This window comes from Parabacteroides sp. CAG:2, assembly GCF_000436315.1.
GTDB classification, from domain to species: Bacteria; Bacteroidota; Bacteroidia; order Bacteroidales; family Tannerellaceae; genus Parabacteroides; species Parabacteroides distasonis.
The window spans coordinates 32,273-58,530 of record NZ_FR885305.1; the positions used below are offsets into that span (position 1 = coordinate 32,273).

Consider the following 26,258-nt stretch of genomic DNA (forward strand, 5'->3'; position numbering starts at 1 on the left):
TTCTATTAGGCAAAAGTACGTAAGAATTATCGAAAAAGAGTATAATATATTAAACATTTTTGCTTATATTTGTTTTATCGTATTAACGACAAAATGTTTAATGAGAACCTGGCAACCTTAAAAAGTCCTGACCGGCAGGCGAAATGTATGAGAATCCAATTTGAAATCAAGGAAAAGTTGCCCGACATTATTTCTGAAATACTTCATTCAGATAAGTGGCTGACTTTAGTGAGAGATGAGAATCATGGATTACGACGTGTGACGATTAAAGATCCCTACTTTGATTCAGAGGCATCCGTCGATATCTGGGAGCATGAGATTCATGTAACGACAGCTTGGTCTAACTACACCTATCGGATCTATCAAAAAGGTAATTCTGTTTGGTGCGAATACATTGGCGCTTATAGAGGATTGCTGGAGCAAAACCTTTTGCCTACAATGACTCCGAAAGAAAACATTCTGGATTCGGAGGTATTGAACAGCTCTTTGTTTGGTGACAGGAAAGAGACCTTGAGAAATTACAGCGTGGAAAACCTTAAGCTGAAGAATTTTAGGCGGGATAATTTCACCGCGGAATATCAACTGGCTTCTCCGCAAGACCATCCTAAGATCGTATATGATGAGTTTATTAAAGAAGGGGTTCCAATTCCCCCTCCTGAAGATTGAAAAGAAAAGTCTGGTAATTAATACCGGACTTTTCTTTTTGAGGATCATCGCATGATACCCGAATCCTCGTCGCTATTCCAAAGTTTCTTCTTGCCTTCCTTAAACTTGCGGCCGAAATCGAAGTTCCAAGAGAAGGTTAGCATCAACATCCGGGAGAAGTCGTTCGCATACATGTTCGTATGGCTGGGAGCGTAAGCGTTCCAGTTTTCCTCTACCCGTTTGTACTGGCTGGAGAAAGGCATCATCAGTCCGGCTCCAACGGCGAATTTACCTTGATTGTACCGGAACATAAACATGTGGATATTCTCGCCACCTTTTAATAACTCTCCGATAAACCGGTTGTAGCTGCTTTGTATCTGGAACATAGCCATGAACTTCTTGTACATAGCCATGACGGAAGCCCGGTAATACCAATTGGTATAGGTATGCGAATAACTATTTCCTTCGCTAATATAACGATTAACGCCACCTGTCACGGATAGGCTTACGATCCGCTTGATGATAGGGCCGACACGTAATGTCAAGTCACCGCTTAGTTTCTGCCATCCTTTTTGGTTATCGGTAATGCGAATGAACTTATTGTTTTCCCGTATCACTTCCTCCATGATCCGGTTCGGGCTATTGCTGTAATAAAAGTTTAAGTCTCCGGTGAATATTCCTTTTTTATATAGATAATTGGCTTGCATGTCATAACTCTTATAGGGTTTCAGATAAGGATTTCCCCGGCGTATCTGGAGCGTATCGATGTATTGCTCGATGGCGCTTAGCTCCGATAGGCTAGGTGAGACATTATTTACGCTACCGTTCACCCGGAAATACATATTATCCGTAAAGTTATATTGTAAGGATACCTTTGGGCGGAACGTATAATATTGATAATCTTCCTCACCTTCTTGCTTGAACCATGAGCGGGAAACACCTATTCCGGCGGTATAATTCAACTTCTTGACACGTCCGCTGAATTCCGTATAGAGGTACGTCTCCGATTGTTTCATCTTGGTTCGTCCTCCAACCGTTCCGCCGTAGGTGTTATCCGTCCACGATTGGGTATGTTTCAACCCTCCGCCCAATCGACCGGCCTCGAATTGCCGTTCGTAGATTCCCTCGCCGATAATGGAATATTTGTCTCCGTCCACGTTCGACAAGATATCCGACAAGAGGATATCGTTTTTCCATTCTTGATACATTTGGTTTGCGTTCGTATTTATGTACGTGCCTACCATATTAAATATCAATGTCTGCTTATGTGGTAAGGAGCGTTGGTAATAAAGGTCGAGGGAAGGACGTTTGGTTGAGTTGCTATTCGGATTCCAAGCGTATGTCTTATCCTCGGGATGATTGTTTGCATACAGGTTCTTACCGTTACTACCTTTATCCTCGTCCGATAAGAAATAACGTAGCGTGGCATTGAAATAATAGTGGTCATTATCTACCAGATTATAATTAAGGGAGAGGTTATGGGAGGTCTCGGACATTCTTCCCGGAAGACCTTCCGAGGTGCGTTCCAGCGTTTCGCCATTCTCAAAGCGGAAGGTCTCGGTTCCTTCCGTCCAGATATGATACGGATTCCGGTAACGGACGGCGTATTGCAATCCGAACTCCGATTTCTTATGATTGAACTTCGCCGATACCTGATCGTCTCCAAAAGAGGTGGTCGGTGAATTACTAAGGTCTAGATTAACAGAACCACCGCTCGTTTCTCTCCGTACAATGTAATCGAGTACGACAGAGGCATTATCGTAGCGTAAGCCCGGATTATCATGATATTCTACCCGGATTACCTCCTGTGGCGATAAGCCCCGGATATCAGACAGCTCCACCTTGATACCGTTGATGCAGAATTGAATAGTCCCTTCATTCGATAGCGATACGCTATTCCGGATCGGGTCCACTTCCAAACGGGGAAGCATCAAGGCGTTCAATAGATTGATGCCATTGCTGGAAGCCGCTTTTTGCTCAGAGGTAGGGAACGTGATCTTACGGTCCGCCGTATTGCGGATAGCGGAAGCGTTGACCGTGACTTCATCTAAGGATATAGAGGAGGATGCCAATGAGATCGTACCGAGATCTATAGGCTGGGAAAGTCCCAGCACGGAGACTACCGAGGTCTTGTAACCTATGGAGGAAACAGATACTTGATAATCTCCGGCCTTGACTTTCTCGATCCGGAAAAGTCCTTTACTATCCGTCGTCGTCCCTGTGATGAATGCGGAATCGGCTGTTTGAAGCGTGATATTCGCAAACTCAAGAGGAGACTTGTCGGATAGATCAATGACTTTCCCCCGGATCTGTAATTGTTGTGCCCGAATACCCCAAGAAAAGGATATAAGAAGGGCTGCCATAATGATTTGTTTCATTATAGTACGATTTAATGATTAAGAAATAATGTGTGTATGTGCTTGTTACTTAGTCCAAATCTCTTCTCCGTTCAGACGGATCTTCTGGATATTGTTGATACGGATATGCAACGTGAGATTTTTATCTTGCCCGGCGTCCCTCGCCCCGCTAACCAATAATAGAGAATCGTGGCGGCTGACTTCCGGCAAATACCGTTTCATTCCCTCGTAATAGAGTAACGACCGGTCCTTTGCTTCCAGTATTTGCCCCCGGGGAAATTCGGAGGCGGTTCTCGTATCGACTTTTATGTTTTCCGCTTTCAACTCCGGATTATCTATCTGGATAATCTGAAACTTTTGCGTGAAACCTGTAAGGCATTTTTCCGACGTAAACTGGGCAGCGCCGAAAGTGAGGGCTGGAACGATATATAATGTCGCTATCAAGGCGATAAACACGCGATTACTTTTTTTCATGATTGTCTTTATTTAATGGTAGATATATATAATGTATAGGCTTTCGTAAGCTCGTCGATACCTACATCTAGCAGGTGCATCTCCTTGAAGACGGCGGGAAGTACCTCTTCCACGAACTGGTTATGGCGCATCTCACGGATTTTTTGCTCGGCGTCGGAAGCGACGAAGTAGCCGATCCCACGCTTGTTGTAAATAATTTCATTCGCTTGCAGACGTTCGAAGGAACGCATGACCGTGTTCGGATTCACTTCCATCTCTACTGCCAGTTCCCGTACGGACGGGATACGGCTATCGGCTTTGTAATTACCACTCAATACTCGGTCGCAAATCCGGTCGGCTATCTGGATAAATATGGATTGATTCGTATTGTAGTTCATCTTAGTTCCTTTTCTTTAAGTTTTAGATAAGCGACGTACAAGACCACGAGGGTAGCGATGAGAAATGCGGGTGTAAAGGCAAAACTTAGCCAATACACGGCGGTATAAAGTGGGGAAGACTCATAACAGAATCTATCCATACCCGACTGGATGTTCAACGTGCTTATACATAGATAGACAATCCCTATGATAGAGGCAACTATCAATATATATCCGCCACAAGCGATTCCTAAAGCATACTTCTTGAATGTGACGTAAGAGAGGAACATCAAGGAACCGACAAACGCCAGCATGGTGAACTCTTGCAAGGGCATGGTAATGTCCTTGAATGCTACAGGCTGTATATGAATAAGCATGGAGGCTATTCCCGTCCCGATCCAAAACGTGACTTGGTACGTTAAGAATACCACGATACCTTCGATCAGGATAGCGGCAAATTTCTCTTGGTTGCTCGCGGGAAGCGTTAAGAACAATCCTCTAGGGCGGTGTATCATTAAGTTTACGTAGCTACAGAAAGCGATAAAAGTTCCCAATGATCCCAATACATATAATGTAAAGGTACGGAATCTCGTAGCCCATAAAATGGAGGATAACAGGAAAAAAAGGAGGACTCCGAGGATGACCAACACCCCATAAGCTAATTTCTTCTTATTCTCTATCCAATCTTTGCGAAGTAAAAGATTGATGCGTTGTATACTGAAATCTGTTTTCATAACTATGTGCATTTTAGGAGTTCATGATTCTTTGGATCTCTTTGGGATACGTTATCGCCGCGTTAAAGAGCAACTCTAAGGATACGGCCGTCTCTTCCTTGCCATTTCTTGCGGTGACGCCTATTGTCCCTTGCGGGGTAGGCTCGGAATAAAGAGCTTTCTCTTCCGGCAGGAGTGGTCCGAAATAAAGTTTCTCGCCGATCTCGTTCAACGTCTTATTCAATAGGATTTGCCTTTGGTCTAAGATCAATACCGTGTCGATCAAGCTTTCCAGATCCCTGACCTGATGCGTGGAGATAATAACCGTCTGATTGTCATCTATCAAAGAGGCTACCAGTCTGCGGAATGTCGCTTTCGAGGGAATGTCCAGCCCATTTGTAGGCTCATCCATTAGAAGCAGGGGCGTATGAGCGGCCAGTGCCAAGGTTATCGCCACCTTTTTCCGTTGCCCTTGAGACATTTTCGACAGGCGATCGGATAGATTGATCTCAAACGATTCTACGCAAGCCTTGCAGATATCGTCCCTAAATGTCGGATAAAAAGGTGCGTACATCTTTATATATTCTATGGCGGTGACCTCCGGCATGGAGATTTCCTCCGGCAATAAGAAGATCTGCTGCAAGAAACGAGCGTTTCTCTCGGAAGGAATTTCCTCCAATACGAGGCAAGAACCTTGATCCGGAAAGATCTGTCCGCTTAGAAGGTTTAGAAGCGTAGTCTTTCCTTCACCGTTCTTTCCCAATAAGCCACAGATGTGTCCCGATCCAACCTCAAGATTGATACGATCAAGTACCTCTTTTTTGCGGCTATAGCTGAATGAGAGTTCTTTTAATGTAATCATATGTTTTGCTGCTTTAGTGTATTAGTTTAATAGTACACTGCAAATGTAGTGGAAGTTTTTGAATAAACAAGAGGGAAGGGTATTTTTTTCCTTTTATTTTTCAAGATGGCAGTACAAGGTGATTAAAGGGAATCTCTTAATGCTATTAGCCTCTTTTCCAAGAAGGATTAGCGGTTTGCTCTTGAAGCATTGCTAATTTTTCAGTTGGTGCATGATCTTCTAACGGCTGTTGGAAGATCATGCACCAACTGTTAGATGATTATGCAACAGCCGGTGGATAATCTATTCTTAAAAGATTATGCAACAGCCGTTGGATAATCTATACTTAAAGATGAAATCGCTAAGGATTCCCTGTTATCGGTCTAAAGGTAGGGGAGCGGGAAGCTAATGATTCTTGATGATTTTGCGGTTCTCTCGGGGAGAAAAAGGTACTCTACTTCTAAATTTATGTTGCAAAACAGTTAATTTTTTATCGATGTGTGCGCTAAAACATATAAAAAAGCTTGCTAATTTGCAGAAAATCGCTATATAATTTGGTGGAAAGAAGTATTTGGCTTTATATTTGCACCCGTTAAAGACAAGTAAGTGTCTCTTTAGCGAAAGAAACATGCTTGTTTACGATCCTGAAAATCAGGAGTCGGGAGTTTATCCCCCGGGAGATTCCCCCGATTAAGTTTAACGTAAAATTGAAAATATGAAGGTAAGAGCTTATGTTCTCATCGCATCGGTAGCGTTATTAGGAATGTCTGCCGGTTCGAAAAAGGCGAAACTTACCGAGGGTGTGAACCCCGGTGATCTAGCTCCGAGAATAGAGTTTTTGGGAAACGACGCTAAAGCCAGTTTCCACAACCAATTAGGACGTTATACATTGCTCAACTTTTGGGCGGCTTACGATGCGGAATCGCGGGCTCGTAACGTGCAATTGGCGAATGAGGTTAACAAGTTTGGTCCGGACAAAATCGCGATGTGTTCGATCTCTATGGATGAGAAAGAATCTATTTTTACCGAGACGGTAAAGATTGACAAGTTGGATCTGTCAACGCAATTTCACGAAGGACTGGGTAAAGAGTCAGAGTTGTACAAGAAGTATGATTTAAGAAAAGGTTTCAAGAACTTCTTGATTAACGACGAAGGAGTGATAATCGCCGCCAACGTCACCCCGGAAAAACTGACCGAGATTCTGAAAGCAATTTAATCAGTATTATTTAGCAAAGAGGGCTGTTCCACTTCAAGATGGGACAGCCTTTTTTTATCGATTCACAAGTTTTCGTTTCGAGATGATGAAATAGCATGTATAGTCTGAGAAGGAAATGTACGCTTTCTTTTTAAGTCCGTGTTTATTATTAACTCTTTTTGATTTATTAACCCTAATGGATAGGGTGATTGAGAAGGTCCTCTGTCTTTACTGTAAATGAACAACTAACATCCTATAAATAATGAGATCTATACTTTTCTTTATTTGTTTGATCTTTACCTTTGAGGGACAGGCGCAAGAGGTAGAAAAATCCCATATGTGGAAAGTAGAACTCTCCGGTGCCTTGAATAATAATTCAGCATGGGAGGTAGAGCCATCTGTTACTTATCTACCGATTCCTTATGTGGGAATTACTATGGGGTTGCTTTTCTGTAATACGATTGAGAAAGATAGTTATACGGGGTTTTCAAGAGATAATCAGTGGTTCTGGGATTCAGATGAGAGTAATCCGGGCTGTCATTTCTTTGCGTTACGTCCGGCCATCCAGTTAGTAACTCCCGCTTTTAAATTCGGGAAAGACAAGGATACGGGACTCTCTTTGGTCGTTTCACCCGGATTAACCATTCCTTTGCCTGTCAATCAAGAGTTTAATATAAGCTATGTTCCAAACACTCCCGGGGTATGGATACCTCAAAAATTCGATCATATAAAGAACAAGGGAGGTAAATCGTTATTTTATCATATTAAAAGTATGTTGAGCCTCGATATAGACCAGCGGTATATATTCTCTTTGGGGTATATATTTTCGAATTTTGATTTATATAGTGGAGGGCGAAACTTCATTGTAGAGGGGAAAAGGCTTAGTATGCCTCGGATTCGTTTTATGCATTCATTCTTTCTAAGTATCGGATATCGGTTTTAAATCGTTTCATACATTGTCTTTCTCGTTTAGCCCAAAAAGGGAGAGCTGTTTTTAAGGCTCCCCCTTTTGCATAAGCTTATATATAATAATGTATAGGATTTATCGAATTGCTTCTACTTCTTCCGTACGCAAAGGGATCTTCTTTCCTAATAGACGAGCGCCGTTCTCGGTAATCAGATAGTCTTCCTCGTTACGTATGCCACTGAAATCCTTATATGTAAACAACTTCTCGTAATTGATGAATTCGGTGAACTTGTTCTGGCCTCTCCATAAATCCATTAATTCAGGGATGAAGTATACACCCGGCTCGATGGTCAAGACAAAACCCGGTTCCAGCTTACGTCCCAAGCGCAATGACTTACGTCCGAATTCCGTACTCTTCGGCTGTCCGTCATAACCAACGTATACCTCTCCCAGATTCTCCATATCATGTACATCCAATCCCATCATGTGGCCTAGGCCACAAGGCATAAACATGGCGTGAGCACCGGCTTTTACGGCCTCCATCGGATCTCCTTTCACGAAACCAAGGTCCTTTAAACCCTCCATGATCACTTTACAAGACAACTCATATACATCCACGAAAGGAATACCCGGGCGCAAAGCCGCTACGGCAGCCTCATGGGCGGCTACTTGAATATCATAGATGTCTTTTTGACGGGTCGTGAACTTAGAGTCGGCTGGGATGGTGGACGACATATCTCCGGCATATCCCATCTCAGTCTCGGCACCGGCGTCCAATAATAGCATATCACCGCTCTTAATCATATGACTATGATCATGGTTGTGCAAGGTCTGCCCATTGATCGTGGCGATGATAGGGAAGGAGAGCTGGTAATTGTTGGCGAAAGCGACTTCCGCAACGGCAGCCGCTACATCCGACTCCCGGATTCCCGGACGTACGGTACGCATGGCAGTCAGGTGCATATCGGCGGTTACGATACAGGCTTTCTCGATCTCGGCAATTTCTTCCTCGCTCTTGTAATTCCGTTGGTTTACGACACCCATGATAAAAGGCACGGAAGGTTTCTCCGCGCCGGGTACGATACCCAACCATTGGAATAACTTGATCTGGTGTTCCGCACGATACGTCGGCAGATAATGGATTGGCTGGCCTTTTTGCTGGGCATTCTTCAAATAAGTCTCGATCTCCTTAAAAGGACGGACTTCCTTGATACCTGCGGCCTCGCTCTTCTCTTTTAGGGTGGGCTGCGTACCCATCCATACAATCGCGTCTATAGTCAACTCATCGCCAAAGATGATCTCCTTATCGTTATCGATATCGATGATAGCGGATAACCCGGCGTATGGCAATCCGAAGAAATACAAGAAGGTAGAGTCTTGACGGAAGTGATACGTATTATCGGCGTAGTTCATCCCACTCTCGTCGTTTCCAAGGAATAGCAACAAACCGGAACCTATGGTTTGTTTCAGCTTAGCCCGGCGGGCCATATAAGTTTCTTTACTGAACATAAGGATTATTTTTTGTTAGTGTACCAAAGATAGTAATTAATGTAATATACTAGGCCGACATTCGAAATTATTTCTTACATTAGCCCATGTAAAATGTAACCTCTGGTACCTTATGAAGATTCAAAGAATTCAAGAACTTACCGATGCCTCCATCGTCTGTGGCTCAGAGAAACGGGAGAACGATGTGCAGTGCGCTTTTGCCAGCGATCTGATGAGTGACGTGCTTACGCTGGATTGTGGTGATGTGCTGTTGGTGACAGGACTTTGTAATTTGCAAACGATCCGTACCGCGGAGATGGCGGAAGTTTCTTATATACTTTTCGTGCGGGGGAAGAAAGTAACCCCGGATATGCTGGAGCTGGCTCGTGAGAACAATATGGTTCTTCTGGAGACGGATCATTCTATGTATCATACGGTCGGAGAGCTTTATAGTGCGGGGCTCCTTCCTATATATTAAGAAAGGAGGTCGTGAGATATGCTATTTAAGTTTGAGTTGGAGGGTGGTAATTTCTCGAAGGCGGGTTATGCGTCTAGCCAGATAAAGAAGGTCTTGAAGCAATTGGCTATCGATCCCCGGATCATTAAGCGGGTGGTCGTGGCGCTTTATGAGGCGGAGGTGAATATCGTGGCTCACGCTTGGAGAGGAACGGTTGTCGCTGAATTGGACGCTGATAAAATATCTTTGGAACTGAAGGATGAAGGGCCCGGAATCCCGGATATATCGCTAGCTATGCGTGAAGGGTATTCGACGGCATCCGAGGCCGTGCGTGAAATGGGATTTGGTGCCGGAATGGGACTTCCAAATATGAAGAAGAACGTAGATGAATTAACGATCGAGAGCCAAGTAGACGTAGGTACCACGGTACGTATGGTCACATGGTTTAATAAAGAAGGAGCGTAGACCATGGAGGAAGCTAATTTTTATCATGCCTTGAAGATTGACAATGACCGCTGTATAGGCTGTACGCATTGCATGAAAGAGTGCCCTACGGGAGCGATCCGTATCCGGGATGGTAAGGCTTTGATCCATAAGGATTGGTGCGTGGATTGCGGCGAGTGCTTGAAATCGTGCCCGACAGAGGCTATCTATGTGGAGCAGGATGACTTCCAGCGTATATTTGATTATAAATGCAGGGTAGCGTTGATGCCCACGGTATTTATCGGGCAGTTCTCAAAGTACACGACCGAGAAGGAAATTATCAGCGCCGTTATGGAACTGGGCTTTACCCATGTTTTCCAAGTAGAGTTTACCGCCGATATGATCCATAAGGAAATGGTACGGCAGATGGAAAACGCCGAGGAAAAGCCGGTGATCAGTTCTTTTTGCCCCGCTATCGTCCGGTTGATACAAGTCCGTTTCCCTGCGCTGGTGGATAATATCTTATTGGTGAAAGCGCCGGTAAACGCCTCGGCCACTTATTATCATAAGATATTGGAAGGGCAAGGTGTTCCCTCGGAAGAGATCGGTATCTTTTATGTTACGCCTTGCGCGGCGAAAATCGCGGCGTTGAAGGGAGCGGAAGGTTATTCATCTACGATCAAAGGCGTGATAAATATGGATACCCTATATAATAAGGTATACCATATTCTTAAGAATCGCCCGAGAGGATATGAGCCGGAATGTGAGCTTCCTCCGCCATTAACGAAAAAAGAGATGCGATGGAGCCAGACAGGAGGGGAGGCCAAACATTTCTCCGGTCGTTGCCTCGCGATCGATGAGATCCATAATGTGATCGATTTCTTGGAACGAATGGAAACGACCAGCGAGGTACGTAACGTAGACTTTCTGGAACTGAGGGCTTGCGACCGTAGCTGTGCCGGAGGTGTATTAGCCGTAGCGAACCGTTTCCTCACGGCCGAGCGTATCATGAAGCGATCCATGAACCGGGATAAAGTACCGATGATATACGCCGCCGATAATTTCGAGGCTTTATCCTATTTGAGGCAGCATATTACGATCCGTCCGGTGCAACCGAATCCCAAACGGTTGTACGAAGGAACGATCGATGAGATGCTGAAGAAAATGGAGCAAGTGCGGAAATTGATGTGCTACCTACCGGGAATCGATTGTGGCGCTTGCGGCAGCCCGAACTGTCAAAGCTTGGCCGAGGATATCGTACGCCACGAGGCTCAATTTAGTGATTGCGTATTTATGCAACGTAATATGGAGAAGCACGGTAAACTAGACCAAGAGCATGCCTTCCGTATCGTTGAGAAGACATGGGGGAAAGATCGTTTAAATAAGGATTGTTATAAGAAAGGAGCTAAATATGAAGGTTTGTGATTTAGTGAAGATGTTGAATCTTACTGTATTTTGTGGAGAAGAGGGCCTTGATACAGAGATAACCGGAGGCTATACGAGCGATTTACTAAGTGATGTCATGGGGCATATCGAGGAGGGTATGCTATGGATTACCATGCAAACGCATCAGAATATACTGGCCGTGGCTACTTTAAAAGACGTCTCCGCGGTATTGATCGTGAACGGAACCTCTCCGGATGATGAGACCTTACAAAAAGGTAGGGAAGAGGCTGTCCCTCTTTTAGGAACTACACGCTCCGCATTCGAGGCTTCCGGTATGATTTACCGCTTATTACAGAATGAGAATGGATGAAACAGTATTTAGCTGATTTACATATCCATACTTGCCTGTCGCCATGCGGCAGTCTGGAAATGAGTCCATCGGAGATCGTGCGTCGTTCCTTAGCGAAAGGTTTGGATGCTATTGCCATTACGGATCATAATACGACCTTACAATGCCCGGAGATTCAATCCCTTGGCGAGAGATTCGGACTAAGGGTCTTTGCGGGCGTAGAAGTTACGACCCGTGAGGAAGCGCATTGTCTGGTTTATTTCCCGACCGATGAATCCCGTAAGCGATTCCAACGATATTTAGAAGAGCATCTCCCTCCAATTCCAAATGATCCGGAACGTTTTGGCGATCAAGTTTGGGTGAATGCGGAGAATGAGATTCTAGGAGAAGTGCCCTATCTTTTGCTCTCCGCCTTGGATCAAAGCGTAAACCAAATAGCCGCTCAAGCACGTAAGGTGGATGCTCTATTTGTAGCCGCCCATGTAGAACGTCCGTCATTCAGCTTGATCAGTCAATTAGGTTTTATAGACCCCTGCTTATCTTTAGATGCTATTGAATATAATAATCAGCAAAGATACAGTAAGTTATTGTCTATTCACGGGTATTTGAAAGAGCAGACTCAATACTCAGCCTCGGATGCTCATTACCCCGAACAAATAGGTACTCAGCCCTCCATTTGGCAAACGGAGGAATTAACCTTCGATGGCTTACGAAAGGCTTTTGATCAAAAAGACAATCACTTAATTTTCGCCTCTCATGGATAATCTCTCGTTTCATATCACGGATATAACCGCTAATAGTATTAGAGCAAAAGCTTCTGATATAGAGATAGATATACAGATAAAGGACACATCCATATGTATTCGTATCGCGGATAATGGCTGTGGTATGGATCCGGAAACAGTCTCTCTGATCCGTAATCCGTTTTATACGACTCGCACGACACGAAAAGTGGGTCTAGGCTTACCTTTCTTGATACAAAACGCGGAGCAAACAGGCGGGAATGTGGAAATATCTTCCATACAGGGAAAAGGTACGGTAGTTGTTGCTTGTTTTGTCTCATCTCATATTGATTGTCCGCCTTGGGGAGATTTGGCGGGTACAATGGCTATGCTTATAGGCAGTAATCCAGACATAAACATTCATTTCTCATATCATTCAGATCTGGTTTCATTTGATATCAGTACGCGAGAGCTTAAAGAAATCCTAGAGGACATGCCATTAAGTCATCCGAAAGTCATGCTTTATTTGAAGGAGTTAATAGCGAATCAAATAGTCGCGTCAAGCTGAATTAATCTTTTCATATAGGTGATCTGATCTTTTCACAGCTGTGATACGATCTTTTCACATCCATGAAACAAACGTTTCACAGCCGTGAAAAGATCTGTGTCTTTACTCAAAGCAGCTACAAGCTTTGCTTGAATGCACTAATTTATCCTTATCTTGCCATTAATTTTATAATTCCCATTATGTTTAATAGTATTATGAACGATCAAGAAATGACTACTCCGATACATGATACACAAATAAAAAACCGCCTAGTAACCTTATATTACTAGACGGTTCCATTTATTCTGAAAGAAGAAATTACTTATTCATCTCTGCTTCAATAGCATCGAATTTATCACCCATATTCAAGTTGTAGTAAATACCTCTTAAAGCGGTCATATATTCTCTTTCTTCTGGTTTCATTTGGTGAGCTTTCTCAAAGTAAGGAAGAGCTAGCTTAAAGAATTCCTTAGCTTTGCCTAATTCCTCTTGATATTGTTTTGCGTCGTTGATCATATTAGCCTCACCTTGCTTGTTTACACCTTGGTTGTAATATACACGACCTAAGTTAGAGAGAGATTCGATATAGTCCGGATTGATCGCCAATGCTTTCTTGAAATACTCTTCAGCTTTAGCGTAATCTTTCAAACCAGTCTCATAAACACGGCCCATTACATCGTAAAGCTGTGGATTGTTGGAATCCTTAGCGATAGCTGTGTTCAAATATTCAATAGCTTTCTCATTTCTATTAGAATAGATGTAATTGTTTATAAGGCTCATTAAGAAATACTGTTCCTCAGGGAATTTATTCAAACCTTCTTCCAAAGTCTTCTCTAAATTCACGGTATCTTTAGCTTGCTCATACTCATAGCATAAGTATTGATATACCTCGCTTGCTCTATAATCCGTATTTTTAGCACGCTCTAACGCTGCGATAGCTTTTTGAGAATCGCCAAGTTGGGTCGCTGCTACAGCGGCATAGAACTGAACTGTCATGAAGTTTGAATCTCTTTCAGCGACAGCCTCACCTTTAAACATCGGCATATCAGATATTTTCAAGTATTGCTCGAAGAAATCGTAAGCTTTGTTATAATCTTTCTGATCGAAATAGTAAGCACCACCATTGATGTAATATACGTGGTTTGCTCCTAGGATACCTTTGATATCTTTCGTGAACTTAGGTTTAACTTTTCCTTTTTCATTAGGAAGTTGATCTAACTCATATGCTTTCTCAAAGTATGGCAAAATACTACCCAATGCCTCGTACATAACAGGCTCGTCCGGTTGTTGGCCCAAGACTTGTTTAGTTCTTTCGTTGCTGAACTGTTGATCCTCGATAAAACCGGCAACATACCAAGTTTTAGCGTCATCCTTTGTTTCTGGATTTTCCAAAGCTCCTTTAATAAGAGTTCTGGCTTCCGAGAAATCAGGAGTTGAACCCTTAGCTATACTTTGAGCCTCATTTACAGCTTTTTTCTGTGCAAAAGAGACCGATGCTGCGACACATAGTGCCACTGTTAATAATACTCGTTTCATTGCGATAGTAATTTTGAGATTAATATTTCTATTTGTTTAAAATTATTCAGTTATTTCTTCGTTATCATTTTGTTCGTTATCCTCCTCTGATTCCGGTAGATCAACATCGGTACCTAGACTAGCTTGATTCTCACTCAACTCTCTTCCCTCATTCTCTTGTCTGGCTTCTTGTTCCGCTTTTTGCTCGGCTATCTCCTCTTCACTCTCAGACAATACTTTACATACAGAAGCGATTTCGTCGTTGCGCTTTTCTAGATTAATCAAACGAACACCTTGAGTAGCACGTCCTATTACGTTCAAATCGGCCACTTTCATACGGATAGCGATACCCGACTTATTGATAATCATTAAATCGTTCTCGTCCGTAACATTCTTGATGGCAACTAATTTGCCGGTCTTCTCCGTGATATTAATGGTTTTTACGCCTTTACCGCCACGATTCGTTATACGATAATCCTCGATAGAGGAACGTTTTCCATATCCCTGCTCAGATACGACGAGTACGGTCTCTTTTTCCTTGTCCTTGATACAGATCATACCAACGACTTCATCGGTATTATCCTCGTCCAAAGTCATACCTTTCACTCCGGAAGCCGTACGGCCCATTACACGTACCGCGCTTTCATGGAAACGGATCGCCCGGCCGTTACGGTTCGCTATGATCACCTCGTTGTTGCCATTCGTCATACATACTTGGATCAAGCCATCGTCTTCACGCAATGTAATAGCGTTCACACCGTTTTGACGAGGACGGGAATAGGCCTCCAACAAAGTCTTTTTGATCACGCCTTTCTTCGTACAGAATAATAGGTAATGAGAATTAATGAATTCCGTATCGGTGGTTAATTTCTTAACACGTATAAAGGCTTGTACCTTATCATCCGGCTCGATATTCAGAAGATTCTGGATCGCACGCCCTTTAGCGTTCTTAGCTCCTTCCGGAATCTCGAATACCTTCAACCAATAACATTTACCTTTTGCCGTGAAGAATAATAAGGTCGCGTGCATGGATGCCGGATAGATATACTCAACGAAATCCTCGTCTCTAGTCTCGGAACCCTTCGCTCCTACACCACCACGGCCTTGCGCACGGAACTCACTCAACGGGGTACGTTTGATATATCCCATATGAGATACGGTAATGATCATCTGATCATCCGCATAGAAATCCTCCGGATTTAATTCCTCAGAGGCGTAAACGATATCCGTCTTACGTTCGTCGCCAAATTTATCCTTGATTTCCAATAATTCATCTTTGATAACCTTCATACAAAGGTCCTCATTCTCCAGAATCTCATTCAAATAAGCGATCAACTTCTCGATCTCCTCATATTCCGCACGCAATTTGTCTTGTTCCAGACCTGTCAACTGACGAAGTCTCATCTCGACAATCGCACGTGCTTGAAGCTCAGATAAAGAGAAACGTTCGATCAAACGCTCGATAGCCTCTTGCGGGCTCTTGGAAGACTTGATAATCGCGATTACCTCGTCTATATTATCGGAAGCGATGATCAAGCCTTCCAATATATGGGCTCTCTCTTCCGCTTTCCTCAATTCATATTTTGTACGCCGGATAACGACCTCATGACGGTGCTCAACAAACGCCTTGATTAAGTCTTTTAAGTTAAGCAACCTCGGACGGCCGTTCACCAAAGCGATATTATTAACGCTGAATGAGGATTGCAGAGCCGTAAGCTTATACAATTTATTCAGTACGACACTCGAGTTTGCGTCACGTTTCACGTCAACTACGATACGCATACCGCTACGGTCGGACTCGTCATTGACATTGGAAATGCCATCGATACGCTTCTCGTTTACTAGGTCAGCGATATACTTGATCAACTCAGCCTTATTTACCAAATAAGGAATCTCGGTAATAATAATCTTCTCATGATTATTCTCCACCTCAATCTCGGCTTTACCGCGAAGGATGATACGTCCCCTACCCGTCTCGAAAGCGTCTTTCACGCCAGCGTAGCCATAAATTGTAGCGCCTGTAGGGAAGTCCGGAGCCTTGATATATTGCATTAAGCCCTCTACCTCGATATCTCCCTTGGCATCGATATAAGCGATACAACCATCTAATACCTCGCTCAAGTTATGAGTCGGCATATTCGTAGCCATACCAACGGCGATACCCGATCCACCATTTACAAGTAAGTTAGGAACACGAGTCGGCAATACGGTTGGCTCCTTCAACGTATCATCGAAGTTAAGCTGGAAATCTACCGTGTCCTTATCGATATCCCGGAGCATTTCTTCGGCGAGTTTACTCAGTCGTGCCTCTGTATAACGCATAGCGGCAGGACTATCACCGTCCACTGAACCGAAGTTACCTTGTCCGTCTACTAACGGATAACGCATAGACCATGTCTGGGCCATACGAACCATGGCGAAATATACAGACGAGTCGCCATGTGGATGATATTTACCTAAAACTTCACCAACTATTCTCGCAGATTTTTTATAAGGTTTGTCGGATGTGTTACCCAGTTCATTCATTCCAAATAAAATACGGCGGTGAACCGGCTTAAAGCCATCCCTAACATCAGGAAGAGCACGTGAAACAATGACAGACATTGAATAATCAATGTATGCCGATTTCATTTCCTCTTCGATGTTAATCTTAATAATTCTGTCTTGATCAACCATTTAGTTTTATATTAATTACACTCAATATCTCACCTCTGAAAAATTGCACTAAGGTAAGGTTTTTCCGTATACTACGAAAGAATTTGTCTTGAAATTTTGCGCCTCCGGGCTTTTCAAGGCTTATTAAGGAATAATGGCACGAAATTTGATGATAGTTGGAATAGATTATGTAACTTTGCGTAATCAGTACATATATAATATAGTATGAAAAATTATTCGAAAAGATTGATTGACGTGATTGAGTATAGCCGTGAAGAAGCGGCTAGGCTCCAGAATAGCTATATCGGGCCGGAACATTTGATGCTAGGCATCATCCGGGAAGGCGAAGGCGAGGCAATGCGTGTCTTGCGAGAGCTACATACCGATCCGATGGATATTAAACGCAAGATTGAGCAAGAAATAAAGAATACATTCGATTCTGAGGATTCTGTCCAGCATGAGATCGCTATAAGTAAGACTACAGAACGTGTCTTGCGTATGAGTATGCTGGAATCTCGTTTATTCAAGGAAGATGAGACCGATACGGAACATCTTCTATTGGCGATATTGAAAGAGGAGTTTAATGTCGCTGCCAAGGTGTTGAACGACGCGGGTATTACTTATCGTTCCGCATATAATATATTAGTAAGCGGAACCGGTTTGAATAATATGGAGGAATTCGACGAGATCAGCGACGGATATACGGATGATGACGAAGATGACGAGGACGAAGGTTTCTCCTCTCGTCGTGAGGCATCTCGCCCCTCTTCCGGTACTGGAGCGGGAGCCGCTCAACCGAAATCCCCTAATGATACACCTGTTCTGGATAACTTCGGAACGGATATGACACGTGCCGCCGCAGAAAACCGTCTAGACCCGATTGTGGGACGTGAGAAGGAGATCGAGCGTTTGGCCCAGATATTAAGCCGTAGGAAGAAAAATAATCCGGTATTGATTGGTGAGCCGGGTGTGGGTAAGTCAGCTATCGTAGAGGGATTGGCTTTACGCATTATTCAGCGTAAGGTTTCCCGGGTGTTATTCGATAAGCGTGTGATTAGCTTGGATATGGCTTCTATTGTCGCCGGTACGAAATACCGCGGACAATTCGAGGAACGTATTAAGGCTATCTTGAATGAGTTATCGAAGAACCCGAATATCATCCTCTTTATCGATGAGATTCATACGATTGTTGGCGCTGGTTCCGCTTCCGGATCTATGGATGCGGCGAATATGCTGAAACCTGCGTTGGCTCGTGGTGAGATTCAATGCATTGGCGCTACTACTTTGGATGAATATCGTAAGAATATCGAGAAAGACGGTGCGTTGGAACGTCGTTTCCAGAAAGTGATCGTTGATCCGACTACGGCGGAAGAAACTTTGCAGATCTTGCGTAATATCAAACCTCGTTATGAGGAGCACCATAACGTGATCTATACTGAAGATGCTTTACAAGCGTGTGTAAAATTGACAGAAAGATATATCAGTGACCGTAATTTCCCGGATAAGGCGATCGATGCTTTAGACGAGGCCGGTTCCCGTGTACATATATCTAATATCATTGTTCCGAAAAGTATCGAAGAGCTTGAGGCAAAGATCGAGGATACGAAGAATGAGAAATTAGCGGCCGTGAAATCTCAGAACTTTGAGTTAGCCGCAAGTTTCCGCGATAAGGAGCGTCAGTATTTATTGCAACTGGAGGCTGCGAAAGCTAAATGGGAACAAGAGCTTCAAGAACATCGGGAGACCGTTGATGAAGAGAAGGTCGCTGAAGTTGTTGCCATGATGTCCGGTGTGCCTGTTCAACGTATCGCTAAGGCAGAGAATGTCAAGCTTCTGGAAATGGCGGACGTATTGAAAAGTAAGGTGGTCGGGCAGGATGATGCTGTTCAAAAGATCGTAAAGGCAATTCAACGTAACCGTGTTGGCTTGAAAGATCCGAATAAGCCGATCGGAACTTTTATGTTCCTAGGACCGACGGGTGTAGGTAAAACTCACTTGGCCAAGAAGCTTGCTGAATATCTATTTGATTCGGCGGATTCTTTGGTACGTATCGATATGAGTGAATACTTGGAGAAATTCGCTGTTTCCCGTTTGATCGGAGCGCCTCCCGGATACGTTGGTTACGAGGAAGGTGGCCAGTTAACAGAGAAAGTACGTCGCAAGCCCTATTCGGTGGTCTTATTGGACGAAATCGAGAAAGCGCATCCGGATGTATTTAACTTGCTGCTGCAAGTCTTGGATGAAGGCCGTTTGACGGATAGTCTGGGTAGACGTATTGATTTCAAGAATACGATCTTGATCATGACTTCCAATATTGGTACCCGGCAATTGAAAGATTTCGGCCGTGGCGTTGGTTTCAATACCCAGATGGCTGGTGAGCCGGATAAGGATTTCTCCCGTAGCGTGATCCAGAAAGCGTTGAATAAAGCATTTGCTCCAGAGTTCTTGAACCGTGTGGATGATATCATTATGTTCGATCAGCTTGATAAAGCCGCTATTCATAAGATTATCGATATTGAGTTGCAGGGTCTGTATCAGCGTGTATCAAATCTGGGCTATGAGTTGTCGATCACAGACGAGGCAAAAGATTTCATCGCCACAAAAGGCTACGATGTCCAATTCGGTGCCCGTCCGTTGAAGCGTGCGATCCAGAAGTATCTGGAAGATGAGATGGCGGAGATGATTATCCGTGCCTCAGTAGGTGAAGGCGATACGATTATCGTAGACTTTGATAAGGAAGAGCAGAAAATCACGACTTCGATAAAAAAGAAAGATGCTGAATAAGTTTGTCTATGAATATAGAAGCCGGGCGTGAGTCCGGCTTTTTTTATGTTCGTCCATCTTATTCGTCTGTCATTTTGACATGCAAAAAAGCATGACCTAATAGAATAGATCATGCTCTTATTTCTTTTTTTACTTAAGTACGCAGGATGAGACTTGAACTCACACGCCGTAACCGGCACTACCCCCTCAAAGTAGCGTGTCTACCAATTCCACCACCTGCGCATTTTAGGAAGGGTGCCCAGAACAGGACTCGAACCTGCACGATCGCAAAACCACTCGCACCTGAAACGAGCGCGTCTACCAATTCCGCCACCTGGGCAATCAATACGAGAAAGAGCGGAAGACGGGACTCGAACCCGCGACCCTAACCTTGGCAAGGTTATGCTCTACCAACTGAGCTACTTCCGCATATACAACCGCTTTGTTTCGATTGCGAGTGCAAAGGTAGTGATTTCATTGAAACCACCAAGCCTTTGCGCTACTTTTTTATTGGATTTTTTTGACCAATTCCGTAAATAGTTGTGTCATAACAGATGCTGCTTTATTAGCCGCTACGATAACATCGGCACCATCATTTACAAAGTCGTCAGCGAAGTGATAACCTTCGTTCGTGATGACAGACATACCGAATACACGCAAGCCCGCATGACGTGCCACGATTACTTCCGGTACCGTACTCATACCGATCGCATCTCCCCCGACTTTTCCATAGAAAGCATACTCGGAAGGAGTCTCGAAGGAAGGGCCTGTCAAACCTACATATACACCTTTCTTTAACGGGATAGATCGGGAGGCGGCTATTTCTTCCACATAGCGGATAAATTCACGATCATAAGCACGGGTCATATCCGGGAAACGAGTGCCGAAATCCTCATTGTTCGGACCGATCAATGGGTTCGGCATCATATTGATATGATCCCGGATGATCATCAGATCGCCTACCTTGAAGGTGTTATTGATACCTCCGGCGGCGTTCGAGACCAAAAGGTTCTTGATTCCTAAGAGTTTCATTACACGTACGGGGAAAGTCACCTGTTGCATCGTGTAACCCTCATAGTAATGAAAACGGCCTTGCATAGCCAAGACTTGCTTATCTCCTAGTTTGCCACAAATAAAATTCCCCTTATGCCCGGTAGCGGTAGATTTCATAAAATGTGGGATCTCCGCATAAGGTATCACTATAGGGTCTGTTATTTGATCGGCTAAAGAGCCTAAGCCACTACCAAGGATAATGGCGGTCTCCGGGTTACCTTCGATCCGGCTCGCTAAATAGGAGGCCGCTTCCCGATATTGTTCGGTTTTAATCATTTCCATATTTAATCAATTTAACGTTTCATTAAGTTATAGGCTATCTCTGCCGTTTTCTCCATAATCTCGTCCTCTCCCGGTACCTTCTTATTCTCCATCAATATTTTACCATCACAGATAACGGTATCCACGCAACTACCGTTGGCGGCGTATACCAGATTAGAGACGAAATTGAAGTTCGGGGTAAAAGCGGGGGTGTTGAGATCGATCAAGCATAGATCGGCTAAATGCCCCTCCTTGATCTGCCCGGCTTTTAAACCGAACATAGCGGCTCCTTCCGCCGTAGCGGCTTGCAGCATCTCATTCGCGGTCAAGGCTTCGGGATCCTTTCGCCAGGCTTTTCCTAATAGGGAAGCCAGCTTCATCGCCTCGATCATATCCAAGTTATTGGAAGAGGAACAACCGTCCGTTCCCAATCCCACGGTAATACCCAATTGGCGCATTTCCTTGAACTTAAAATGAATGCCGGAAGCCAGTTTCATGTTGGAGGCCGGGTTGTGCACGACCTTGACTTCATGATCGGCCAGCATACGAAGCTCATCATCATCGATGTAAATTCCATGAGCGATGATCAAACGTGGAGAAAGCACACCTAACTCATATAAATAACGTACGGGAGTGAGTCCGAATCTATCGAGAGAGTCTTTCACTTCCCCCTCTGTCTCTGCCAGATGCAGATGGATAGGGATTTGGTGTTCCATGGCGAACTGATGCGCCCATTTCAGAAGCTCACCGGAAACGGTATAGATAGCGTGCGGCCCGATCGAGAAGCGAACCCGTTTGCTGTAGTTATCCACATCTTGGATCAGTCGTTCGTTATGGCGTTTGCATTTCTCCGCCTCTTCTTTATCAAAACCATCGAAGCAAACGCCGGCTATGATACCTCGCAATCCCATCTCTTCCGTCACATCGGCCGTGACACGAGGGCGTTGATACATGTCGAAGAAAGTGGTCGTGCCACTTTTTATCATTTCCAAACACGCTAATTTCGCTCCCCAATATACATCCTCACGGGTCATTTTCGCCTCATTCGGCCAGATCTTTTGCTCAAGCCACGGCATAAGCGGCATATCATCGCCAAAGCCGCGGAACAAAGTCATGGCAGCATGCGTATGAGCGTTCACGAAACCGGGAATGACGGCTTTACGGCTACCATCCAGTATCTTATCGGCAGGAAAGGACAGCTCCGCTCCTATTTGCTTGATCTCTTTTCCTTCGATATAGATATCAATCGTTTTATCGTTAAACAGGACATTCTTTATTAATATACTCATCTTCTTCCTTCTTATTTATATAAACGGTAGAATTCCGCTACCGACTCGATTCCCTTGAAGAAGATATCCAACTCCTGGCTCTCGTTGGGCGAATGGATCGCGTTTTGCTCCAAGCCGAATCCCATCAGTACGGTCTTGATACCTAATACCTGCTCGAATGTAGAGATAATAGGAATGCTACCTCCGCGACGAACCGCCAACGGTTTCTTCCCGAATGCGATGCCAACAGCCTTTTCTGCCGCTTGATAAGCTGGCAAGTCTATCGGACAAACATATCCTTGCCCGCCATGGCTGGGCGTAACTTTCACTTTAACATAAGGTGGGGTCACACGAGCTATATACTCCTCAAACATTTGGGAGATCTTGGCATGATCTTGGTGTGGAACCAAACGAGTGGAAACCTTGGCATAAGCCTTTGAAGGCAATACAGTTTTGCTTCCTTCCCCCGTATATCCGCCCCAAATACCACAGATATCGAAAGAAGGCCGACAACTATTACGTTCTAGCGTAGAATAGCCTTTCTCTCCGAAAAGAGCGTCTACCCCGATCGCTTTCTTATATTTTTCCTCGTCGAATGGGATTTGGGCGATCATCTCCCGTTCTGCGGGAGATACATCCTCCACGTCGTCATAAAAACCCGGGATCGTGATGCGTCCATCCACGTCGGTGATATCTGCCATCAATTTGCAAAGTACATTGATCGGATTCGCTACGGCTCCGCCAAAATGACCGGAATGCAAATCGCGGTTCGGTCCGGTTACTTCTATTTCCCAGTAAGCCAAACCACGTAAGCCTGTCGTGAGCGACGGTGTTTCAGCGCTGACCATGCTTGTATCGGAAACGAGGATTACATCCGCTTTCAATAATTCTTTATGTTCCCGGCAAAAATCTTCCAAGCTAGGAGAACCTATCTCCTCCTCTCCTTCGAAAATAAACTTCACGTTACACTGTAACAAACCTTCTTTAATCGCTGTCTCAAAACCTTTTACTTGAATCATGCCCTGTCCCTTATCATCATCTGCTCCACGGGCCCAAATGCGTCCGTCCCGGATCACCGGCTCGAAAGGTTCACTCTTCCACAGTTCTAGTGGTTCGGCAGGCATTACATCGTAATGAGCGTAAACCAATACGGTCGGAGCATTGGGAGATACCATTTTCTCGGCGTATACGACAGGATTGCCTTTCGTAGGCATTACCTCGGCCTTATCTGCACCGGAAGACAGCAGCACCTCTGTCCAACGTTGGGCACATGTCAACATGTCCGGCTTATTCTCATGCTTGGCGCTGATTGACGGAATGCGGATTAAAGAGAACAATTCTTCAAGAAAACGATCCTTATTGGATTCGATATAAGATTTTACTGACATAGCGTTTTATTTTATGTTTATAAATTGTAGCAAATATAACGAAACAGATGGGGATTGCAAGGAGTTTTATGGTATTTTAGCCGTGTTACTGCAATAGGCGTGCAGTAACACGGCAAGGCGGATTGCAGTATACGAGAGAGTTTCATCCCATGATCCATTTAGCTCGTTCACCTAATATACGGTACATGAACCAAGTAAACGCCCATGAGATTATGAAAATCAAAAGTGCCATTATGGGTACTTGCAAAGGTATCGGTAAATCAAACTTCCCGATCAAGATAAAGATCGGACCTACGACAAAGTAATGTACGATATAGATTCCGAAACCATATTTGGATATTTTCGATAGTTTTTTAGCTATGAGAGTATTATGAATACGTACCTTTTGAAGAAGAATAAATACAGCCGCCGTCATTAAGACTACATTCGGACTACAGAAGGTGAAAAATAACTCCATATCCAATTCTGTTGCCTTGGGATTCGCTGCGGCCGAACTGAATCCACTATAGGTTATGGCATAACCAACCACAAACATGGCTGCGCAAATAGCGAAGGTTTTCCAAATATTCCAATTATTACCTTGTTTTAAGTAATGTCCTAATAGGAGATATCCGTTGAATCCTGCGAAATAATAAAACATGCCGAATTGATTCCACGTCGCTTCCCCGTATAAATATTTGCTGATATAGGCAGACATATAAGGCAAGAAAAGAGATACGAACCATATCCCTAAATAGACCCTCTCTTTGGAACGATCCGCCTTCTCGATCCATGCGGAGAAGAATGGCATATACAGATACAATCCGATGAGTAAATAAATGTACCACATATGGTTTTCCTTAAAACTGAAATTGAACGGGATCATGGCGATGTCTTTCAATGCGTCGGATAAGGATTGTGACTCATTTCCTTGCACATAGCAGAAAAACTCACCGATTATCTCTTTCGGCAAACCTAATAGCCCTGTAACCCAAGGGAATATATTGTATAATACAGACCATATCAAAAAAGGAAATAATACCCTATATATTCTCTTTTTATAGAAAACACCTAAAGATTGTTCCCGTATAGGCAATAGTAAAAGTCCCGTCATCATAACGAAAAGAGGAACAGAGGGCCGTAAAAGAGAGCCGTAAACAGCGGCCCAATGTTTATATTCCGGTAAACTTCCGAGTGTAGGTGAGATATAAAAAGGATCTATACAATGTACTCCGATAACCATCAGCATAGCTACGGTTCGTATTACATCGAGCCACACGATATGTGACTGTGTTGTTGCGTTGTTCATGGATTTATGTGTTAAATTTAAAAGATGGGTGACAAAGATAGAGCTTAGTATGAGAATTTTGTTTATCTTTATTGTTAATTTATTGTATCAAGTATTATGGTCAAACGAATTATCATTATTGGCGCTACCTCCGGTATCGGCTATGAGGTTGCTAAGATTTATTGGAAACGAGGATATCAACTGGGATTGGCTGGCCGTCGGGTTGATCGGTTGGAGGAGTTTCGTAAGCAAGATCCGGAGCATATCCGGATAAAGCAGTTGGACGTGACCGCCGAGGATGCCGCTGATCGTTTAGACGAATTAATCCGTGATTTAGGAGGAATGGACATCTTCCTGCTTAGTTCAGGGATCGGCAACCAGAATAAATACTTAGATACTTCCATTGAACAAGCTACGATACAGACGAATGTGACGGGTTTTACACGTATGGTACTAGCTGCTTATCGTTATTTTTCCAGTCAAGGTGGTGGGCATATATCTGTAATCAGCTCTATTGCCGGAACCAAAGGATTAGGTGTCGCTCCCTCCTACTCGGCTACCAAACGATACCAAAATATTTATATAGACGCTTTAGCCCAACTTTCCCGTATGGAGAAACAGCCTATTACATTTACGGATATCCGTCCGGGATTTGTCCGTACGGATTTATTGAAAGACGGCAGGAATTATCCTATGCTGATGTCTCCCCAATACGCCGCCTTGCGTATCGCTAACGCTATAGACCGGAAAAAGAGAAGGGCGATCATCGATTGGAGATACGCTATCCTTGTCTTTTTCTGGAGACTGATCCCTGAATGGCTTTGGGAATGGCTGCCAATACGGAATTAGGATCGGGTATGTTAGAGATTTATCTTTTTTGCTTCTACATTAGATTTTCTCTTGCGCCGGGAGCATGCTGAAGGACTGCGCCGACTATCTGGCAACTATCTAATTCATCACAATCGCCACATGTATTAAAGCCTTTTCCGGATACACATTTGCGTATTTCACAATAATCACTGCAATACGCAAATTTCACTCCGTCCGCACGACACCCCATACAGTTTATAGTTGCGGCTGTAATTTCGGGCGCATTGTTCATGGCGCTCCACTTTTGGGCGGTTTTTTCTCTTAGCTCATCATCATTCTTAACTGTGGCTATGCGGGCATCGCAACTTTCGCAATCTAATCCGCAACAGGCTATCAATTGTTTCATTATTTAGTTGTC

The 26,258-nt window shown here is 44.0% G+C and carries 24 protein-coding genes and 3 tRNA genes; 11 read left to right on the forward strand and 16 right to left on the reverse strand.

Translation table 11 applies throughout. The annotated features are described in order from the left end of the window. Window positions 1–93 precede the first annotated feature (93 nt). A complete protein-coding gene (locus tag QVP94_RS11510; RefSeq protein WP_008772150.1) occupies window positions 94–666 on the forward strand; it encodes a hypothetical protein in 573 nt (190 codons plus the stop codon). A 44-nt stretch (window positions 667–710) separates the two neighbouring features. Here QVP94_RS11510 and QVP94_RS11515 read toward each other — a convergent pair whose 3' ends face one another. The 5 genes from QVP94_RS11515 to QVP94_RS11535 are packed head-to-tail and all read right to left on the reverse strand — an operon-like array spanning window position 711 to window position 5,407. After that, entirely contained in the window at window positions 711–3,023 is a 2,313-nt protein-coding gene (locus QVP94_RS11515) for a TonB-dependent receptor domain-containing protein (protein WP_022192649.1), read from the reverse strand. Window positions 3,024–3,068: 45 nt separating this feature from the next. Beyond that, a complete protein-coding gene (locus QVP94_RS11520) occupies window positions 3,069–3,476 on the reverse strand; it encodes a hypothetical protein (RefSeq protein WP_005856931.1) in 408 nt (135 codons plus the stop codon). 8 nt (window positions 3,477–3,484) lie between these two features. Continuing rightward, window positions 3,485–3,853, reverse strand: coding sequence for a GntR family transcriptional regulator (locus QVP94_RS11525; protein ID WP_022192650.1), 369 nt, complete (start codon window positions 3,851–3,853; stop codon window positions 3,485–3,487). After that, the gene (locus QVP94_RS11530; RefSeq protein WP_022192651.1) at window positions 3,850–4,566 is read right to left on the reverse strand and encodes a hypothetical protein; all 717 of its coding nucleotides are present in this window, start codon (window positions 4,564–4,566) and stop codon (window positions 3,850–3,852) included. Before QVP94_RS11530 ends, QVP94_RS11525 begins: the two co-directional genes overlap by 4 nt. Before the next feature lie 13 nt (window positions 4,567–4,579). Continuing rightward, a complete protein-coding gene (locus QVP94_RS11535; RefSeq protein ID WP_022192652.1) occupies window positions 4,580–5,407 on the reverse strand; it encodes an ABC transporter ATP-binding protein in 828 nt (275 codons plus the stop codon). A gap of 694 nt (window positions 5,408–6,101) precedes the next feature. On the opposite strand from QVP94_RS11535, the gene QVP94_RS11540 reads away from it, so the two are divergent. Continuing rightward, entirely contained in the window at window positions 6,102–6,602 is a 501-nt protein-coding gene (locus tag QVP94_RS11540) for a thioredoxin family protein (RefSeq protein WP_005856939.1), read from the forward strand. 241 nt (window positions 6,603–6,843) lie between these two features. Then, on the forward strand, window positions 6,844–7,524 hold the full coding sequence (locus QVP94_RS11545) for a hypothetical protein (RefSeq protein WP_005856941.1): 681 nt from the start codon (window positions 6,844–6,846) through the stop codon (window positions 7,522–7,524). Between the two features lie 99 nt (window positions 7,525–7,623). Here the strand turns inward: QVP94_RS11545 and QVP94_RS11550 are convergent, their stop codons facing one another. Next, window positions 7,624–8,997, reverse strand: a complete 1,374-nt coding sequence (locus QVP94_RS11550) for an aminopeptidase P family protein (protein WP_005856943.1) — start codon at window positions 8,995–8,997, stop codon at window positions 7,624–7,626. Between the two features lie 112 nt (window positions 8,998–9,109). On the opposite strand from QVP94_RS11550, the gene QVP94_RS11555 reads away from it, so the two are divergent. From QVP94_RS11555 to QVP94_RS11580, 6 genes are read left to right on the forward strand one after another with little or no spacing between them, the layout of a single operon-like run. Next, a complete protein-coding gene (locus QVP94_RS11555; RefSeq protein WP_005856945.1) occupies window positions 9,110–9,454 on the forward strand; it encodes a hypothetical protein in 345 nt (114 codons plus the stop codon). A gap of 18 nt (window positions 9,455–9,472) precedes the next feature. Further along, complete coding sequence (locus tag QVP94_RS11560) at window positions 9,473–9,898, forward strand: ATP-binding protein (RefSeq protein WP_005856948.1); 426 nt, start codon at window positions 9,473–9,475, stop codon at window positions 9,896–9,898. A gap of 3 nt (window positions 9,899–9,901) precedes the next feature. Continuing rightward, window positions 9,902–11,281: a [Fe-Fe] hydrogenase large subunit C-terminal domain-containing protein gene (locus tag QVP94_RS11565; RefSeq protein ID WP_022192653.1), complete on the forward strand. Its 1,380-nt coding sequence runs from the start codon at window positions 9,902–9,904 to the stop codon at window positions 11,279–11,281. Next, entirely contained in the window at window positions 11,268–11,612 is a 345-nt protein-coding gene (locus tag QVP94_RS11570; RefSeq protein ID WP_022192654.1) for a DRTGG domain-containing protein, read from the forward strand. Before QVP94_RS11565 ends, QVP94_RS11570 begins: the two co-directional genes overlap by 14 nt. After that, on the forward strand, window positions 11,609–12,355 hold the full coding sequence (locus tag QVP94_RS11575; protein ID WP_008779888.1) for a PHP domain-containing protein: 747 nt from the start codon (window positions 11,609–11,611) through the stop codon (window positions 12,353–12,355). The genes QVP94_RS11570 and QVP94_RS11575 overlap by 4 nt, the downstream gene beginning before the upstream one ends. Then, entirely contained in the window at window positions 12,348–12,881 is a 534-nt protein-coding gene (locus QVP94_RS11580; RefSeq protein ID WP_005862300.1) for an ATP-binding protein, read from the forward strand. Before QVP94_RS11575 ends, QVP94_RS11580 begins: the two co-directional genes overlap by 8 nt. Before the next feature lie 297 nt (window positions 12,882–13,178). On the opposite strand, the gene QVP94_RS11585 is transcribed toward QVP94_RS11580, so the two are convergent. Both QVP94_RS11585 and gyrA read right to left on the reverse strand, forming a co-directional pair. After that, window positions 13,179–14,396: a tetratricopeptide repeat protein gene (locus QVP94_RS11585; protein WP_009017452.1), complete on the reverse strand. Its 1,218-nt coding sequence runs from the start codon at window positions 14,394–14,396 to the stop codon at window positions 13,179–13,181. 42 nt (window positions 14,397–14,438) lie between these two features. Beyond that, on the reverse strand, window positions 14,439–17,051 hold the full coding sequence (gyrA, locus tag QVP94_RS11590; protein WP_022192655.1) for a DNA gyrase subunit A: 2,613 nt from the start codon (window positions 17,049–17,051) through the stop codon (window positions 14,439–14,441). A 204-nt stretch (window positions 17,052–17,255) separates the two neighbouring features. Here gyrA and QVP94_RS11595 point away from each other — a divergent pair, with 204 nt between their 5' ends. Beyond that, window positions 17,256–19,814 carry an ATP-dependent Clp protease ATP-binding subunit gene (locus QVP94_RS11595; protein ID WP_005856963.1) on the forward strand — a complete coding sequence of 853 codons (2,559 nt, stop codon included), beginning with the start codon at window positions 17,256–17,258 and terminating at the stop codon, window positions 19,812–19,814. Window positions 19,815–19,952: 138 nt separating this feature from the next. Here the strand turns inward: QVP94_RS11595 and QVP94_RS11600 are convergent. The 7 genes from QVP94_RS11600 to QVP94_RS11630 form a co-directional block, all read right to left on the reverse strand. Next, window positions 19,953–20,036 (reverse strand) — tRNA-Leu (locus QVP94_RS11600). Between the two features lie 13 nt (window positions 20,037–20,049). Beyond that, window positions 20,050–20,133, reverse strand: a tRNA-Leu gene (locus QVP94_RS11605). A 16-nt stretch (window positions 20,134–20,149) separates the two neighbouring features. Beyond that, window positions 20,150–20,222: transfer RNA gene (locus QVP94_RS11610), tRNA-Gly, on the reverse strand. 78 nt (window positions 20,223–20,300) lie between these two features. Next, window positions 20,301–21,128 carry a purine nucleoside phosphorylase I, inosine and guanosine-specific gene (locus QVP94_RS11615; RefSeq protein ID WP_022192656.1) on the reverse strand — a complete coding sequence of 276 codons (828 nt, stop codon included), beginning with the start codon at window positions 21,126–21,128 and terminating at the stop codon, window positions 20,301–20,303. 11 nt (window positions 21,129–21,139) lie between these two features. Beyond that, a complete protein-coding gene (locus QVP94_RS11620; RefSeq protein WP_022192657.1) occupies window positions 21,140–22,396 on the reverse strand; it encodes an amidohydrolase in 1,257 nt (418 codons plus the stop codon). Between the two features lie 11 nt (window positions 22,397–22,407). Then, window positions 22,408–23,763 (reverse strand): dipeptidase, encoded by a 1,356-nt coding sequence (locus QVP94_RS11625; protein ID WP_009017450.1) that lies wholly within the window; start codon window positions 23,761–23,763, stop codon window positions 22,408–22,410. Window positions 23,764–23,905: 142 nt separating this feature from the next. Beyond that, complete coding sequence (locus tag QVP94_RS11630) at window positions 23,906–25,051, reverse strand: acyltransferase (protein ID WP_008779880.1); 1,146 nt, start codon at window positions 25,049–25,051, stop codon at window positions 23,906–23,908. 96 nt (window positions 25,052–25,147) lie between these two features. Between QVP94_RS11630 and QVP94_RS11635 the strand changes: the two genes are divergently transcribed. Further along, window positions 25,148–25,879, forward strand: coding sequence for an SDR family NAD(P)-dependent oxidoreductase (locus tag QVP94_RS11635; protein WP_008779879.1), 732 nt, complete (start codon window positions 25,148–25,150; stop codon window positions 25,877–25,879). A gap of 34 nt (window positions 25,880–25,913) precedes the next feature. Here QVP94_RS11635 and QVP94_RS11640 read toward each other — a convergent pair whose 3' ends face one another. Further along, window positions 25,914–26,246, reverse strand: coding sequence for a DUF3795 domain-containing protein (locus QVP94_RS11640; RefSeq protein ID WP_008779878.1), 333 nt, complete (start codon window positions 26,244–26,246; stop codon window positions 25,914–25,916). Between the last annotated feature and the right edge of the window lie 12 nt (window positions 26,247–26,258).

Bases quoted from the DNA above. Each gene is read 5' to 3' on its own strand.
- QVP94_RS11550 (WP_005856943.1), bottom strand. From the start codon at position 8,997: ATGTTCAGTAAAGAAACTTATATGGCCCGCCGGGCTAAGCTGAAACAA.
- QVP94_RS11525 (WP_022192650.1), bottom strand. From the start codon at position 3,853: ATGAACTACAATACGAATCAATCCATATTTATCCAGATAGCCGACCGG.
- QVP94_RS11620 (WP_022192657.1), bottom strand. From the start codon at position 22,396: ATGAGTATATTAATAAAGAATGTCCTGTTTAACGATAAAACGATTGAT.
- QVP94_RS11640 (WP_008779878.1), bottom strand. From the start codon at position 26,246: ATGAAACAATTGATAGCCTGTTGCGGATTAGATTGCGAAAGTTGCGAT.
- QVP94_RS11560 (WP_005856948.1), top strand. From the start codon at position 9,473: ATGCTATTTAAGTTTGAGTTGGAGGGTGGTAATTTCTCGAAGGCGGGT.
- QVP94_RS11520 (WP_005856931.1), bottom strand. From the start codon at position 3,476: ATGAAAAAAAGTAATCGCGTGTTTATCGCCTTGATAGCGACATTATAT.
- QVP94_RS11540 (WP_005856939.1), top strand. From the start codon at position 6,102: ATGAAGGTAAGAGCTTATGTTCTCATCGCATCGGTAGCGTTATTAGGA.
- QVP94_RS11510 (WP_008772150.1), top strand. From the start codon at position 94: ATGTTTAATGAGAACCTGGCAACCTTAAAAAGTCCTGACCGGCAGGCG.
- QVP94_RS11630 (WP_008779880.1), bottom strand. From the start codon at position 25,051: ATGAACAACGCAACAACACAGTCACATATCGTGTGGCTCGATGTAATA.
- QVP94_RS11580 (WP_005862300.1), top strand. From the start codon at position 12,348: ATGGATAATCTCTCGTTTCATATCACGGATATAACCGCTAATAGTATT.
- QVP94_RS11515 (WP_022192649.1), bottom strand. From the start codon at position 3,023: ATGAAACAAATCATTATGGCAGCCCTTCTTATATCCTTTTCTTGGGGT.
- gyrA (WP_022192655.1), bottom strand. From the start codon at position 17,051: ATGGTTGATCAAGACAGAATTATTAAGATTAACATCGAAGAGGAAATG.
- QVP94_RS11555 (WP_005856945.1), top strand. From the start codon at position 9,110: ATGAAGATTCAAAGAATTCAAGAACTTACCGATGCCTCCATCGTCTGT.
- QVP94_RS11635 (WP_008779879.1), top strand. From the start codon at position 25,148: ATGGTCAAACGAATTATCATTATTGGCGCTACCTCCGGTATCGGCTAT.
- QVP94_RS11575 (WP_008779888.1), top strand. From the start codon at position 11,609: ATGAAACAGTATTTAGCTGATTTACATATCCATACTTGCCTGTCGCCA.
- QVP94_RS11565 (WP_022192653.1), top strand. From the start codon at position 9,902: ATGGAGGAAGCTAATTTTTATCATGCCTTGAAGATTGACAATGACCGC.
- QVP94_RS11535 (WP_022192652.1), bottom strand. From the start codon at position 5,407: ATGATTACATTAAAAGAACTCTCATTCAGCTATAGCCGCAAAAAAGAG.
- QVP94_RS11625 (WP_009017450.1), bottom strand. From the start codon at position 23,763: ATGTCAGTAAAATCTTATATCGAATCCAATAAGGATCGTTTTCTTGAA.
- QVP94_RS11595 (WP_005856963.1), top strand. From the start codon at position 17,256: ATGAAAAATTATTCGAAAAGATTGATTGACGTGATTGAGTATAGCCGT.
- QVP94_RS11570 (WP_022192654.1), top strand. From the start codon at position 11,268: ATGAAGGTTTGTGATTTAGTGAAGATGTTGAATCTTACTGTATTTTGT.
- QVP94_RS11615 (WP_022192656.1), bottom strand. From the start codon at position 21,128: ATGGAAATGATTAAAACCGAACAATATCGGGAAGCGGCCTCCTATTTA.
- QVP94_RS11530 (WP_022192651.1), bottom strand. From the start codon at position 4,566: ATGAAAACAGATTTCAGTATACAACGCATCAATCTTTTACTTCGCAAA.
- QVP94_RS11545 (WP_005856941.1), top strand. From the start codon at position 6,844: ATGAGATCTATACTTTTCTTTATTTGTTTGATCTTTACCTTTGAGGGA.
- QVP94_RS11585 (WP_009017452.1), bottom strand. From the start codon at position 14,396: ATGAAACGAGTATTATTAACAGTGGCACTATGTGTCGCAGCATCGGTC.